At 65.2% G+C, this 14,132-nt stretch carries 16 protein-coding genes; 8 read left to right on the top strand and 8 right to left on the bottom strand.

From position 1 onward, the window contains the following. The first annotated feature begins 46 nt into the window (after positions 1-46). Entirely contained in the window at positions 47-343 is a 297-nt protein-coding gene (locus tag AC0L2J_RS00400) for a hypothetical protein (protein WP_473386432.1), read from the top strand. A 17-nt stretch (positions 344-360) separates the two neighbouring features. Here AC0L2J_RS00400 and AC0L2J_RS00395 read toward each other — a convergent pair whose 3' ends face one another. Then, complete coding sequence (locus tag AC0L2J_RS00395) at positions 361-912, bottom strand: TetR/AcrR family transcriptional regulator (protein ID WP_063993745.1); 552 nt, start codon at positions 910-912, stop codon at positions 361-363. Positions 913-1,027: 115 nt separating this feature from the next. Here AC0L2J_RS00395 and AC0L2J_RS00390 point away from each other — a divergent pair, with 115 nt between their 5' ends. From AC0L2J_RS00390 to AC0L2J_RS00380, 3 genes are all read left to right on the top strand, one after another. Next, positions 1,028-1,885, top strand: a complete 858-nt coding sequence (locus AC0L2J_RS00390) for an oxidoreductase (protein WP_473386431.1) — start codon at positions 1,028-1,030, stop codon at positions 1,883-1,885. Positions 1,886-1,932: 47 nt separating this feature from the next. Continuing rightward, the gene (locus AC0L2J_RS00385; RefSeq protein WP_473386429.1) at positions 1,933-2,934 is read left to right on the top strand and encodes an NADP-dependent oxidoreductase; all 1,002 of its coding nucleotides are present in this window, start codon (positions 1,933-1,935) and stop codon (positions 2,932-2,934) included. A gap of 306 nt (positions 2,935-3,240) precedes the next feature. Beyond that, positions 3,241-4,071: an enoyl-CoA hydratase-related protein gene (locus tag AC0L2J_RS00380; protein WP_231171065.1), complete on the top strand. Its 831-nt coding sequence runs from the start codon at positions 3,241-3,243 to the stop codon at positions 4,069-4,071. A gap of 15 nt (positions 4,072-4,086) precedes the next feature. On the opposite strand, the gene AC0L2J_RS00375 is transcribed toward AC0L2J_RS00380, so the two are convergent. The 4 genes from AC0L2J_RS00375 to AC0L2J_RS00360 form a co-directional block, all read right to left on the bottom strand. Next, positions 4,087-4,884 carry an adenylate/guanylate cyclase domain-containing protein gene (locus tag AC0L2J_RS00375; protein WP_063996669.1) on the bottom strand — a complete coding sequence of 266 codons (798 nt, stop codon included), beginning with the start codon at positions 4,882-4,884 and terminating at the stop codon, positions 4,087-4,089. 135 nt (positions 4,885-5,019) lie between these two features. Continuing rightward, positions 5,020-6,204 (bottom strand): adenylate/guanylate cyclase domain-containing protein, encoded by a 1,185-nt coding sequence (locus AC0L2J_RS00370; protein WP_473386426.1) that lies wholly within the window; start codon positions 6,202-6,204, stop codon positions 5,020-5,022. Positions 6,205-6,347: 143 nt separating this feature from the next. Beyond that, on the bottom strand, positions 6,348-6,932 hold the full coding sequence (locus AC0L2J_RS00365) for a HutD/Ves family protein (RefSeq protein ID WP_473386423.1): 585 nt from the start codon (positions 6,930-6,932) through the stop codon (positions 6,348-6,350). A gap of 103 nt (positions 6,933-7,035) precedes the next feature. Continuing rightward, positions 7,036-9,126 (bottom strand): adenylate/guanylate cyclase domain-containing protein, encoded by a 2,091-nt coding sequence (locus AC0L2J_RS00360; protein WP_473386419.1) that lies wholly within the window; start codon positions 9,124-9,126, stop codon positions 7,036-7,038. Between the two features lie 315 nt (positions 9,127-9,441). Between AC0L2J_RS00360 and AC0L2J_RS00355 the strand changes: the two genes are divergently transcribed. From AC0L2J_RS00355 to AC0L2J_RS00340, 4 genes are read left to right on the top strand one after another with little or no spacing between them, the layout of a single operon-like run. Then, positions 9,442-9,747 carry a BufA1 family periplasmic bufferin-type metallophore gene (locus AC0L2J_RS00355; RefSeq protein WP_007600627.1) on the top strand — a complete coding sequence of 102 codons (306 nt, stop codon included), beginning with the start codon at positions 9,442-9,444 and terminating at the stop codon, positions 9,745-9,747. 46 nt (positions 9,748-9,793) lie between these two features. Next, entirely contained in the window at positions 9,794-10,708 is a 915-nt protein-coding gene (gene bufB / locus AC0L2J_RS00350) for an MNIO family bufferin maturase (RefSeq protein ID WP_473386416.1), read from the top strand. Beyond that, the gene (locus tag AC0L2J_RS00345; RefSeq protein WP_473386412.1) at positions 10,698-11,471 is read left to right on the top strand and encodes an HvfC/BufC N-terminal domain-containing protein; all 774 of its coding nucleotides are present in this window, start codon (positions 10,698-10,700) and stop codon (positions 11,469-11,471) included. Before bufB ends, AC0L2J_RS00345 begins: the two co-directional genes overlap by 11 nt. Then, a complete protein-coding gene (locus AC0L2J_RS00340; protein ID WP_473386409.1) occupies positions 11,471-11,980 on the top strand; it encodes a DoxX family protein in 510 nt (169 codons plus the stop codon). Before AC0L2J_RS00345 ends, AC0L2J_RS00340 begins: the two co-directional genes overlap by 1 nt. Positions 11,981-11,995: 15 nt before the next feature. Here AC0L2J_RS00340 and AC0L2J_RS00335 read toward each other — a convergent pair whose 3' ends face one another. The 3 genes from AC0L2J_RS00335 to AC0L2J_RS00325 are packed head-to-tail and all read right to left on the bottom strand — an operon-like array spanning position 11,996 to position 14,084. Continuing rightward, a complete protein-coding gene (locus AC0L2J_RS00335; protein WP_473386406.1) occupies positions 11,996-12,844 on the bottom strand; it encodes an SDR family NAD(P)-dependent oxidoreductase in 849 nt (282 codons plus the stop codon). 9 nt (positions 12,845-12,853) lie between these two features. Further along, a complete protein-coding gene (locus AC0L2J_RS00330; protein ID WP_473386404.1) occupies positions 12,854-13,405 on the bottom strand; it encodes a carboxymuconolactone decarboxylase family protein in 552 nt (183 codons plus the stop codon). After that, the gene (locus AC0L2J_RS00325) at positions 13,383-14,084 is read right to left on the bottom strand and encodes a TetR/AcrR family transcriptional regulator (RefSeq protein ID WP_473386401.1); all 702 of its coding nucleotides are present in this window, start codon (positions 14,082-14,084) and stop codon (positions 13,383-13,385) included. Before AC0L2J_RS00325 ends, AC0L2J_RS00330 begins: the two co-directional genes overlap by 23 nt. Positions 14,085-14,132: the final 48 nt, after the last annotated feature.

Below are 14,132 nucleotides of genomic sequence, written 5' to 3'. Positions count from 1 at the left end.
CTTTGCCTCGGCACGGCATGTGACGACGTCAAGCAAAGGAGCGGACATGAAAAAGCTGGTTCTCGCAGGGCTCGTTGCGGCTCTCGCATTCCCCCCTGCCGCATTCGCGCAAGGCGGCGCGGGTGCGTCCAGGACCGGGTCGAGCATCGACTCCTCAGGCACCGGCGGCACGACGGGAGCAGGAGCCTCCAGCCTCAACACGTCATCGGACAACAATGGCGGCGGCGCGAACGCACCGGCGAAGTCCTCCACGGCGCGGCCAGGCGACAACGACACCAGGCAAACGCAAGGAGGCCAGCAGGCCATGCCGGGTTCCGGCTCCACCGGAGCGAACCGAAAATAGGCGCGCCGCGAACGATGTCACCCCGCCAGTGAATTCCTCGTCGCGCGAAGGATATCGTCCGACAGCTTGGGATCGTCCACGGCGCGGGCGAGCACGAGGGCGCCGACCATGGAGGCGGCGGCTGCGAGCGCCTTGTCCTCGCGCTGGCGCGGCTTCAGTGTGGAAGCCATCCGGCTGCTCAGCAGCGCGATCGTGCCGCGCACGCCGGCGGTGAAGCGCGCCCTCAGGCCGCTGCCTTGACGTGACACTTCACAGGCGAGCGCAGCGAAGGGGCAGCCGGCGGCGGGATCGTCGCGATGCCCCGGCGAGAGATATTCCGAAACATAGTCCTCGAGCGCGAACGTCTCGGGCAATTCCTGGCCCTTGGCCTTGATCGCATGGGCCACGGCTTCCTCGACCAGCCGCTCCTTGGAGCCGAACTGACTGTAAAGGCTGCCGTGCGTCATCCCGGCCGCCTCGGCGAGTGCGTCGACACCGACGCCGGCGATGCCGCGCTCCCGCAGCAGGCGAGAGGCGGTCTCGAGAATATGCTCGCGATTTTTGGCGGCCTGTTCCTTTGAGACGCGCATGGGACCGATCCTTAGAGGCGGGGCTTGACTTTTATAATTACGGTCGTCATGTATATCAATAGTTACGATCGTAATCAAACGAATTCAGACCCGGTCGTGGCGTCGGAGAGGCATTATGAACAGGATTACACCGAAGATCGCGCTGGTGACCGGCGCCTCCTCAGGCATCGGCCAGGCCACGGCGGAGCGGCTCGCGAACGCCGGCTACAAGGTGTTCGGCACCAGCAGGCGGGGCACCCAAGCAGGCAAGCAGGTTTTCGAGATGCTGGCCCTCGAGGTCACCAGCGATGCATCAGTTGAAGCCGCCGTCGGCGAAGTGATCCGGCGCGAGGGCCGCATCGATCTGCTCGTCAACAATGCCGGCTTCGGCGTTGCCCCTGCCGGCGCGGAAGAGAGCTCAATGGAGCAGGCGCTCGCGATTTTCGAGACGAACTTCTTCGGCCTGATCCGGATGACGCGCGCCGTGGTGCCGCACATGCGGCGCAATGGAAGCGGCCGCATCATCAATATCGGCTCGGTGCTCGGGTTTCTGCCGATGCCTTACGGCGCGCTCTATGCCGCGACCAAGCACGCGGTGGCGGGCTATTCGGAATCGCTCGACCATGAACTGCGCACGCGGGGCATCCGGGTCTCCGTGGTCGAGCCCGCCTACACCAAGACCCCGTTCGACGCGAACTTCATGGAGCCCGACGCCACGTTCGACGAATATCGCGAGGCGCGCGCCGGCGTGACCAAGCGGGTGAACGAGGTGATGGCGACGGCCGAACAGCCCGGCGTGGTGGCCGAGACCGTACTGAAGGCCGCGAGCGCGGCGCACCCGCAGCTCAAATACGCGGCCGGCAGCCTTGCGAAGCGCCTGCGGTTGCTACGCAGGTTTGCGCCTGCAGTCCTGGTGGATGCCGGGATCCGAAAGGATTTGCGGCTCGACGCGACGGCGGCGCCGCAGCCCGCCCGCACCGCGCGGGCTTTCTGACGGCCGCAAGCTTGCTGTTGCGAAGAACCTTCGGACCGAGAGGAAAAATGAAAGCCCTCATTTTCAAGCGTTACGGCAAGCCGGACCAGATCGCGTTCGCCGAGGTCCCGCTGCCGACACCCAAACCGAACGAAATTCTGGTCCAGGTTCACGCCGCGGGCTTGAACCCGATCGACAACATGATTCCGAAGGGAACGTTCAAGCCGATCCTCAAGTTTCAGTTGCCGGCCACGCTGGGCAGCGATCTCGCGGGCCTTGTCGTCGAGGTCGGAAGCCGCGTGACCCGCTTCAAGCCGGGCGACGCCGTCTTCGCCAGCATCTTCGATCACGGCACCGGCGCTCTCGCCGAATTCGCGACCGTGCCGGAGGATGCCGCCGCGCTCAAGCCGCCGAATCTGGACTTCGTGCACGCGGCCTCGATCCCGATGGTCGGCCTGACATCATGGCAAGCTCTTAGGGAGCACATACGTCTCAAGCCCGGCCAGAAGGTGTTCATCCCCGCGGGCGCCGGCGGCATCGGCACATTCGCGATCCAACTCGCGAAACATCTGGGCGCCAAAGTCGGGACGACGACCAGCACTGGAAACATCGATCTGGTGCGCAGCCTCGGGGCTGACGAGGTGATCGACTACAAAACCCAGCAATTCGAGGCGGTGCTGCGGGATTACGACGCGGTGCTGGGTACGCTCAGGGGCGACGCGCTCGAGACATCGCTTCGTATCCTGAAGCGGGGGAGCAGGATTGCTTCGCTGGTCGGGCCGCCGGACGCCGCGTTCGCGCGCGCCCGGGGAATGAATGTCTTCATGGTGCTGCTGTTCGGATGGCTGAGCCGCAAGATCATTCGCCACGCCGGCAAAATGGGCGCGGACTATTCGTTCGTGTTCGTGCACCCGGACGGCAGGCAACTCGCCGAGATCGGCGAGCTCCTCAAGGCGGAGCGCATCCGGCCGGTGATCGACAAGGTCTTTCCGCTCGAACAGGCGAAAGAGGCGCTGGCCTATCTCGAAAAGGGACGAGCCAAGGGGAAAATCGTCGTCCAGATGAGATGAGGGCGCGGATGCGCCCCGCGCGCATCGCCTCAGTCCCAAACCCGCCATAGCTCCGGCACGCTCTTGAGCCCACACCCTCATTCATCGTCATTTCGAAAACGTAGACGCGTTTTCGGATACGCACGATCGCGCGTGTCGGCCCTGATGCAATTCCCCGCACGGTACCACATCATCGTTGCAGCGCTCTCATCATTCAGGTGATCGCATCGACCGGCCCGCGCCGGAGCGACATCATCGGCATCGGTCATGACCGCTGTTTCGAGACCAGTCGCGTTGCAGGCCCAAGCATGGGAAGATGGAATCCAGATGTCACAACCTGACGAGTCCGCGCCGATGGCGGACATTCCGTACAGTGAGCGGACCAAGATCACCATCGAGCGCAAAGGCCACATCGTGCTGATCGGCATCAACAGGCCCGGCATCGACAATCGGCTGGATCCGGAGGCGACGGAAAACCTGGCGAGAGCCTACTACCAGTACGATCGGGATCCCTCGCTGCGTGCGGCGGTTCTGTTCGGCTACGGCGAACGCTTCTCCAGAGGTGTCGATGTCGACGCCTACAAGGCATTCGCCCAATCGGGAAGGACGATGATGGAGGGACCCGGCTTCATCGACCCGCTCGGGCGAACCAAGCCGGCGCTCACCAAGCCGCTGATTGTCGCGGTGCATGGCGACACCTGGAATATGGCCCACGAGATCTTCCTCGTTGCGGACGTCCGCATCGCATCGGAAGACACGGATTTCGGCCAGGACGAGAACACACACGGCCGCTTTCCCGGAGGCGGTTCAACCGTCCGCTTCCCCCGAGAAGCCGGCTGGGGAAATGCCATGCGGTTCATTCTCACGGGCGATCATTGGGATGCGAACGAAGCGCTCCGGATCGGAACGGTTCAGGAGGTGGCAGCAAACCGCGACTCCGCCCTCGCGAAGGCTGTCGAGATCGCCGAGAAGATCGCCGCATGCGCTCCCCTCGGCATCAAGACCTCCATGGCGTCCTCGCGCCTTGCGCTCGAAGACCCCGAGACCGCGCTCGCCAAGCTTGGCGACCAATATCGCGCGCTGCTCACGACGAGGGATTTCCAGGAAGGGCGGGATGCCGAGGCGCAGAAGCGTCCACCCGTTTACGAAGGACGGTGAGAGCTTCACCCACTCTCACCCCTCCACTCTATAGAGCCTCCATTTTTCCGGGACGCCCTTGAGCTGATGCAGGCCGTGATCCCTGAAGCGGATCTCGGACTGCGTCGTCATCAGCTCCTTCACCGCGCCGGAGACCAAGACTTCACCGGCGCGCGCCTTTGCGGCGACGCGGGTGCCGATGTGGAAGGCGAGGCCGACCGCCTCGGTGCCGCTCACGGTGTATTCGCCGGCATGCAGGCCGACCCTGATCTCGAGGCCGAGCGTACGCACGGCCTTCTGGATCGCGGTCGCGCAATTGATGCCGGCAGCCGGCGTCTTGAACGTCGCCAGCACGCCGTCGCCCGTGGTCGTGACTTCCTTGCCTCGCGAGCTCTTCAGCTCCTTGCGGACCGCCGCGTAATAATGACCCATGATCTTGGTCCAGCGGGCATCGCCGAGCTTTGCGGCTTTTGCGGTGGAGCCGACGATATCGACGATCAGGATCGTGGCGAGCGCTCGCTTGAGTTCGGTGCTGCCTGCGGCCGGTCGGCGTCGGAGCACGATGGCGCCGACGAGCGGTTCATAACGATGATTGCGGCGCCGCGCGATCGCGGCCTTGGCGTAATCCTGGGCACGCTGCGCGCTGCCGCAGCGAATTGTCTTCTCCTGCGGCAGACGGGTCCAGTAGACCTTTCGTCCGTCACCCGCGCCCTGGACCTCCACGGCGCCCCATTTCAGGAGGATCGCCGTGCCGACGCGCCGGACGCACCACGCCTTCGACGTGTAACCCGATACGTTCGACTGATGGAGTCCGATGCGGAGGAATTTTGGCATGAACGTGCGGCCGATCGATGACACGCTTGGATGAAAACGCTTGGGCGGCTTCGCCCGAGCGTAGTCACACAATCCTGCGTTGGCAACAGGACTCGAAGCTCGCCCGCTGCGTAGCCCAGGGGGCGCCCGTCATCTTCAAAACGCAAAGAGCTCGATCGGATCGCTGAAGCCGCGCACCTCATATTTTCCGACATGCTCCAGCTCGAACTCTCGCTCGACCAGCTCGGCAAAGTCGCGTGACAGCAACACTTTCTTTCCCAATTGCTTGGTCAGAGCTTCGAGCCGCGAGGCCATGTTCACGGCGGGACCGATCACGGTGAAGTCGAGCCGGGTGGACGATCCGATATTGCCGTACATGACGTCTCCGACATGGACGCCGATGCCGTAGTTCAACGGCGCGCGGCCGGTGCCGTTGTTGCGCTCGTTCAACGCGGTCATGGCCTGACGGGCTTCGGTCACGGCATGCAGCAGGTTTGCGCAGGCCTCGGGCTCGCTCAGCGGGAAGATCGCAAGCAGGCCGTCACCGATGAATTTCAAGATCTCGCCGCCATGACGCGCGATCGGCTCCGACATCGCGTCGAAATAGTCGTTGAGCAGATCGATGACGTCGTCGCGCGGCCAATTGTCGGAAATCTTGGTGAAGTCGCGCAGATCGCAGATCATGATCGCGGCGCGCACCGTCGTGCCGGTGCCGCGCCGCGTCGCGCCGGCCAGGATGAGCTCACCGGCATGGGAGCCGACATAGGTCTCGAGCAGCGTCCGCGCCAGCCGGTTCTTGACACGGATCTCGCTGACCAGCGCCAGGACAGGCAATAGGTTCTTGAGGGCAGCGACATGGGTGTCGTCGAAGCCGCCGGGCCGGTTGGTCGCAAAGGTGACGAGATGGCGCTTGCCGAGCGTGTGATAGAGCGGCCAGGCCACATAGTCGGTGAGGCCCTGCGCGCGCATCTCGCGGTAGAGCGTGTGCTTGCGGCCGAGCGCGGGGTCCCGCTCGAGATTTTCGCGCAACTCGGTCGCGCCGTCGAACATTTCGCTGGCGGGACTGCCGATGAATTCGGACCGCTCGCGGACGTCATGGTCGACCCGTGCAATCTCCGCCTCGCGCATGCCGTCGGACCACATGAAACGGGCGCCCAGCCATTGCGGGTGCTGGATCAGCACGTGAAGCGTCGACCGCGCCAGCGGAATGCCGGCCTGCTGAAGCCGGATGCACATCTCCGCAAAGATATTGTCGATGAAGCGCTCGTCGCGCGTTCCGTTGATCAGCCAATCGACGACTCCGTCGGACAGCGTGGCGGATTTCTTGTCTGGCGCGGTCATATCTGCCCGTTCATATCGTGGCCACCCACATCGTGCTTTGGGCGGCGGTCTGCATCAGGGCAGATATCGTGCTCCGGCGCGACGGCGTCAACCTAGCCAGTTGCACGGATTGTACGCAGTGCTCTGATGGGCGGGAACGCTGTTCAGCCGACGACCTGGATAGAGCCCAGCACGGCCAGTCCCGAGACGAGCGCAAGCGTCGACACCCCGGTCAGTTCGACTTTCAAGGTGTTTTCGTGCGAAATCGAAAAATCCGTGCCGTCGAGACGGATGCCGCAGTCGCCGCGCGCCGCATAGATGAGATGCGTGCCGGCGGACAATCGCCGCTCACCGGGCTCCCTGAGCGCTTCGAGCTCAAGCGCGACCGCACCGCGCCGGCCCATCAAATTCACAACTTCGACTGGCCCTTCCTCGAGCCTGGTCACGATCTCGAGCTCGCCGGTGAAGCGCACCGTGGTGAACGGCTCGCGCTCGTCGAACTCCTGGGTGGGCGACTTCAGCACCAGTCCGCGCCCGCCGACCACCATCTGCAAACGGTCGATGCCGGGCATATGGGAAAACGGCCCGGGCGCCACGATCGGCGTAGCCGCGAAGCGCCACAGCAGGCTGTCCCAATCCTTCGCTGAGGAACCAGCGCGATGGGCGTCCGCAATATCGGTGAAGATGCCGCCGCCGTTCTTCCAGGGCGAGCGGGCGTAGTCTTCGGATTTCAGCAGTGTGATTTTCATGTCTCGAGGTAGTCCGGGAGCGCAAGAGGGCGGGTGCCAGTTGCGTATCATGCAGACGGGATCGTCGCCAGCTCTCGTCCGTCAGCACGCCAATCTTTCGCAACTACTTCGTCGTCAGTGCCGCGACCGGGCGCCACGCAACATCAGGCGCGCTCTCGACCAACTGCCCGCAGCGATCGCGCATCAGTTCAGCCGGACGATCCGGGCCGCGCATGTTCAGCACGGCTTCAAAATCAGCAAGTGCAGCCGCGAACCGGCGCGCGCGATAGTTCGCGAGGCCCTGTTCATAGCGGACGATCCAATCGAGCGTCTCGTCGCCGCTCTCCCCGACGAGTCCGACCAACTCGTAGACCGCAAACCCCTCCTCGCGTCCATACACGGCGATGCTGTCGATCTCGCGCGTGATGATGGCGCTGCGTGCGAGACGTTCGGTCGCTTCGCCAATGAGGATTTGCGTGCCGTAGGATTTGTTGGCGCCCTCGAGGCGGCTCGCGACGTTCACGGCATCGCCGATCACGGTATAATTCAGGCGCAGCTCGGAGCCGATATTGCCGACCAGCATGCGGCCGGAGTTGATCCCGATGCGGATCTGGAGCGGCTGACCGAGATCGTCGGCAAGGCCCGACGCCGCGATGGCCCTGCAACAGCCGAGCGCCGCGCGGCAGCAGCGCAGCGCGTGGTCGGCCTGCGGCTGCGGCGCGCCCCAGAACGCCATGACGGCGTCGCCGATGAACTTGTCGATGGTGCCGCCATTGGCGACGACGGCCTCGGAGGCGAGGTCGAGATAGCGCGACAACAGCGGCACGACACGGTCGCCCAGCCGCTCGGACAGCCCGGTGAAGCCGGCGATGTCGACGAACATCACGCTGAGCTCCTGCATGCTGCCACCTGGCCTTGCCTCGACGCCCTGGCGCAACAGCGAGCGGACCAGATCGGCCGGGATGAATTTGCGAAACGCCGACAGGCCGGCCGCCATCTCGGCGATCGCGCCCGACAGGCTCGCGATCTCCTTGAGCCGCGACGGATGGCGGCGGACCTGCTCCAGCGCGAAGGCTTCGACATGACGCAGCTCGCCCACGACGCGCGACAGCGGTGCGGCGATGACGGAACGCGCCAGCATCGCCGAGGCCAGCGCTGCGAGCACGGCGCCGATGGCAAGGCCGAGGATCAGGCGGCGCAGCGTCGTCTCGACCGGACCGAGGAACTCGGCCTCGGGGATCACGGTCGCCAGCGACCAGCCGGGAAACGGCAGCGGCGTCAGCGCCACTTCGTAAGCCCCGCCAGCTGACGTCAGCCGGTTTCGCCAGGCTTCCTTGCGGCCATCCTCGCCCGCCTTCACGAGTGCCATCCGCGCCAGCGGTAGCAGCGTCGTATCGCTCTTCGCGGCGTGCAGCTCGTCGGCATCCTTGTCGGGCGCCGCGATCAGCTCGCCACTGCCGTCGATGATGAAGGCCGTTCCGGTGCGCCCGACCTCGAGCTGCGACAGGAAGCGCGCGAGCCTGGTGTACTCGATGACGATGGCGAGGACGCCCTGCCGCTCCTGGTAGACGTCGATCGGACCGGCAAAGGCAATCGACGGCCGCTCGCCGGTCGGATGGTCCATGACCTTGAACCACTCCGGTTCCTCGCCCGCCAGCCCGGTCTTGAACCAGGCGCGATCCGCGACGCGAAAATCGGTCGGCTCGAAACGGCGATTGGCGAATTCGATGTCGCCGGGCACCACCTCGTACTCATCGATGCGGCGCTGGCCGGCATGATCGGTCAGCGAGATCTCCATCATCTCCAGGCGGCGGTCGCCGAGCTTGTGCGCGGCGAAGAAGGACCCGTCGGGCCAGCCGAAGGCAACCCAGGAGATCGTCGCCTGCGATTGCAGTTGCGACAGGAACACGAATTCGCGCTTGTCGGCGTCGCGGGTGTCGAGCACGTTCTGCAGGAACAGGGTGCGGATCGCGGTGTGGGCGGCACGCGCCTCGTCCACGATCGCGGCAACCTCCTTGCGGACGGCGGCCACGATCTGCTCGTTGATGGTCGATGCGAGCTGCCGGCTCGCCGCCTCCGCCGTGCGCCACCACAGGAGGCTGGAGAGAGCCGCGGTCAAAAGGATCGCGGTCAGGACCAGCGCCGAGACGGCCAGCCGAATGCTGACCGTCAGCTTCGCGATCTCGCGCAGGTGCCGTCCGGGATTGACATTCATCGCTGTTTCCGTTCTCCGGCAAAGCGGCGACTGGCCACCTCCTGTTACCGCTCTACGCGGCACGCGTGCATTCGTTACCTCTGGCAGGCACCGCGTGCCGCCGCCAATGCTCTCCGGCTAAGGTCTCGATAGAGACTAGGCATTGGATTGACCGACCCGTCACCCGCTAATCCGATCCAAGCGCACAGCCGTGCGCCGATCTGACGGCCTCACGGACTCGTGACCTGCTCGATCAGTAACGCGAGCCGAGTGCGAGACGAACCGGACAATGCGCTCTTCGCTTGCCAAGCGATGCCATCTCGAAAGGAGAATTCGATGTCTGCCAAACTTGCCGTGACCACGCTTGTTCTCGCCGGCGCCATGTCGACCGCACTCGCGACCCTGGCCACTGCTGCTCCGCTGACCAAGGCCGAGGGCGATGCGGCCGTCGCGGCCAAGAAGGAAAAATGCTTCGGCGTCGCACTGAAGGGCCAGAACGATTGCGCGGCCGGACCGGGCACGACCTGCCAGGGCACCTCGACTGCTGACTTCCAGGGCAATGCCTGGAAATTCGTCCAGGGCGGCACCTGCACCAGCATCGAGCTGCCGGGCGGCAAGAAGGGCTCGCTCAAGCCGGTCTGACGCGCGGCCTCGCGACCGCGACAACAGGGAAGAGCGGAGAGAAACCATGACGACGGCCATCGCGCCTGACATGTCTGCGGTGCCCCTCCGCTATTCCGCCCCCATCAGCGGCGTCGCCGGGACCAGCTTCAAGCCGGAACACCTTCAGGCGATCCTGGGCGCGAAACGGCAACGCGGCTTCTTCGAGGTCCACGCCGAGAACTACATGGGCGCAGGCGGACCGCCGCATCGCGCGCTGGAAGCGATCCGCCGCGACCATCCGCTGTCGCTGCACGGCGTGTGCATGTCGATCGGCGGACCGCAGCCGCTCGACAAGGCGCATCTGGCCCGCTTTCGTGGCCTGGTGGCGCGTTACCAGCCCGCGCTGGTATCCGAGCATCTCGCCTGGTCGACGCATGAGACCAGCTTCTTCAACGATCTGTTGCCGCTGCCTTACACCGCAGCCACGCTCCGAAACGTCTGCGATCACATCGATCAGGTGCAGGACGCGATCCGCCGCCCGCTGCTGCTGGAAAACCCGTCGACCTATGTCGCCTTCCGCGAATCGTCGATGAGTGAGACGGATTTCATCCGCGCCGTTGCCGAACGGACCGGTTGCGGGCTGCTGCTCGATATCAACAATGTATTCGTATCCGCGACCAATCACGGATTCTCAGCACTCGACTACCTCGCGGACTTTCCGCTGGCGCGCGTCGGGGAGATCCATCTCGCCGGCCATGCCGAGCAGGCCGACGACGAAGGCGATCTGCTGCTGATCGACAGCCATGACGGCCCGGTCGCGGACGCCGTGTGGAAGCTGTACGAGATCGTGGTCCAGCGCCGCGGCGGCGTGCCGACGCTGATCGAGTGGGACAGCAAGATCCCGGATTGGCCGGTCCTGCAAGCGGAAGCCGCCGCTGCCCAGGCGATCCTCGATCGTTGCCGCCCGGCCGGGTTGACGGGAGATCGTCATGCCGCTTGAGCTTTGCTTTGCCGCAGCCTTTGCACCGGCGTTGCTGGACCCGGTGCGCCCTGCTCCTGAGATCGTGACCGGTCCGAACGGCAAGGGACCCGGCAAGCGCTACGATGTCTACCGCAACAATGTCACGGTCAGCCTGATCGACGCGCTCGCTGCGATCTATCCGGCGGTGCAGCGCATCACCGGCACCGACTTCTTCCGCGCCATGGCGCGCTTCCATGTTCGCCAGACGCCGCCGATCTCACCGTTGCTGTTCGAGTATGGCCGCGACTTCCCGGCCTTCATCGCGCAATATGAACATGCGCAGATGATGCCATGGCTCGCGGATGTCGCCCGCATCGAGCGGGCCTGGCTGGATGCCTATCACGCCGCGGACGCGGCACCGCTCTCGCCGGCGCAGCTTGCAGCGGTTGCGCCGGAGCGGCTGGGCGATCTCGTTCTCGTACCGCACCCGGCAGCGGGAATCGTGCGGTCGCAATTCGCGGCGGTGACGATATTCGCAGCCAATCGCGACACGTCGCCGGTCGGGCGCATCGACGCTGCGACACCGGAGGACGCGTTGGTCACGCGCGCCGAATTCGATGTCGTGGTCCGGCATCTGCCGCCCGGCGGAGCCGCATTCGCGAGCAGCCTGATGTCGGGTCGGCCGCTCGGCGAGGCCGCTGCACGCGCGCTGGACGCGGCGGCCGACTTCGACATCGCTTCGAACATCACCGGCCTGATCGAGGCGGGCGCCTTCACCTCAATCGCTTTCGGAGACGTCTGATGATCACGGACCAACGCATGCAGGCGGGTGGCGGCCTCCCCTCGCTCGGGCTCCTCGTCGACAAGGCCAATCATCTCCTGCAGACCGTCGCCTCGCCGTCGGTCGTTCAGCTCGTGCTCCGCGTCGCGCTGGCGGTGCCGTTCTGGCGTTCCGGCATGCTCAAATGGGCAGGCTTCCTCAGGCTCAACGACACCGCGGTGACGTTGTTCAGCGACGAGTTCATGCTGCATCTGCCGGGCGGGCCCTATCATTATCCGGCGCCGACCGTGATGGCATTCCTCTCCGGATGCGGAGAGATCATGTTTCCGATCCTTCTCCTGCTCGGCTTCGGCACGCGGTTTGCGGCGCTCGGACTGCTGTTCATGACCGCCATCGTCGAGCTGACCGTGCCTGACGGCTGGCCGATCCACATCACCTGGGCGGCGATGGCGCTCGCCATCATGGCCTACGGGCCGGGACGCGTCTCGCTGGACCACCTGATCTGCCAAGCGCGCGCCCCCCGGCCATAGGCGCGAGGCGCCCTCTCACATCCCGCTCAGCCCACTATCGACCGCGAGCGTCTGCGCGGTGACGTAGACGCTCTCGTCCGATAGGAAGAACAGCACGGCATAGGCGATCTCCCAGGCGGTGGCCTGGCGGCCGAACGGGATTTGGCCCTTGCCGCGCGAGGGGCGGCCGGCGCCGGCCTCGCGGCCGTTCGGCGTGTCGACCAGGCCGGGATAGACCAGATTGGCGCGGATGCCGCAGCGCGATCCGAGATGGGCGATGTTGCGCATGAGGCCGCCGAGCGCGGCTTTCGAGGAATCATACACCGCCATCTGCGAGCCGGCCTTCAGCGCGGCGATGGAGGAGATGAAGACGATGGCGCCGCCGTTGTCGAATTTCGGCAGGCCTGCGCGGCAGCACAGCATCGGGCCGCGAACGTTGACGTCGTAGATCGCATTCCACTCCTCGGGGCTGACGGCGTCGAGCCCGACTTTGCCGAAGGTGCCGATGTTGAGGACCATGCCGTCGAGCCCGCCCATGGCGCGATGTGCTTCCTCGATCATGCGCTGGACGTCGGATTCAGAGGTGACATCGGCCGTGATGGCAAAGCCCTCGCCGCCTTCGTCGGTGATGTGCTTGACGGTCTGCTGCGCGGAGGTGTGGTTGAGATCGGCGACCGCAACCTTGGCGCCCTCGCGGGCGCAGAGAATGCTCATGGCGCGGCCGTTGCCGATCGGATCGGTGGCGGCCTCGAACACGCGCTGGCCACCGCCGACGATCAGGATCCGGCGGCCCTGGAGGCGTCCCCTGCCCGGCGCTTCGCCCAGCGATTCCGCACTCGGCGGGCGAACATAGCGGTCCGGCCTGGTCTCGGGATTTTCGGACATGCGAGCCGCCTATTTCTTGCCGCCGTCATAGACCTTCATGCCGGCTGCCGGATCAAGATCGGTCTCGGTTGCTTCGGTGACACGCGCCATCATCATGTAGAAGCCGAGCGCGACGATGGATTCGACGATCTCCTGGTCGCTGAAATGCTCGCGCATGGCGGCGAAGATCGCCTGGGGAACGCGAACGTTCTCGACCACTTCGCGGCCGAATTTCAGCAGCGCGCGCTCGGCCTCGCTCAAGCCGGCGGCATCGTAGTCGGCGCGCTCGACCGCATCGATCTGTGCTTGCGTGCAGCCGACCCCGAGCGCGATCGGCACGTGCTGGCGCCACTCATAGGCGCCGCCTTCGAGCTGGGCGGCCTGGAGGATCAGGAGTTCGCGATTGACCGCACTGAGCTTCTGCTTGTGCAGGATCGAATTGCCGAGCCGCATCGCCGGGATCATGTTGGCCTCGGCATGCGCCATCATGCGGAAAATATTCAGCTTGACCGGCATGCGGTCGAACGAGGCGCGGATGTCGCCGCTGGTCGTCTCCGGATCAATCAGGGGCAGCCTTGCCACGATTCTCTCCCTTGGCTTTTCGTTTCTTGTTGTCCTGCGTCCCGCCATCCGCTGCGATCAGCGACAGGAAGAAGGCGAGATAGCGGTCGATCGCCTCGATCACCTTCGGCCGCGGCGACGGTGCCGCGCCCATCACGTAATGCTCGAGACGGATGTAGATCAGCCCGGCCGCGAACAGTCGCGCGGTCTCGCGCGGATCCGGCGTCGAGACCAGACCGGCGAGCGCAAAACCGCGGAAATAATCCGTCATCATGCTCTGCTCGCGCGCGTAAAAATGATCGGCAAATTTGGCGCGGATGCCGGGCACGCGGTTGCGCTCGGCGGTGATGACTTTCTGAAACTGGTGCTCGCGCGGATCTGACCATTGCTCGACGAGATCCAATGCAAACTGCCGGCAGAACGCGGCGGGCTGGCGCGCGAGCTGCCTGTAGCGCGGCTCTTCCAGCCGGCTCGCCGAGCTGGCCGGTCCGTGCTCGCTGACGATCGCCTCGAGGATCGCGGCCTTGCCAGCGAAGTGATTGTAGAGGCTGCTCTCGCGGATGCCGACGCGACGCGCGAGCTCGCGCATCGAGGCGCCGCCATAGCCGCTCTGCGCGAACAGATCGAGCGCCTCGGCGAGGATGCGCGCGCGGGTCGTGGGCGCAGCCGCTTCCGCCGCGCTGGTGGTGTGGACAGCCATGCGGGCTTGACTAACGAACGATCGTTCGCTAGTCAACCGTCGGCACGA

It is taken from the genome of Bradyrhizobium sp. MV1.5 (assembly GCF_055807615.1).
The sequence above is the reverse complement of the archived record's forward strand: the minus strand, read 5'-3'. Positions and strand labels throughout refer to the sequence as shown.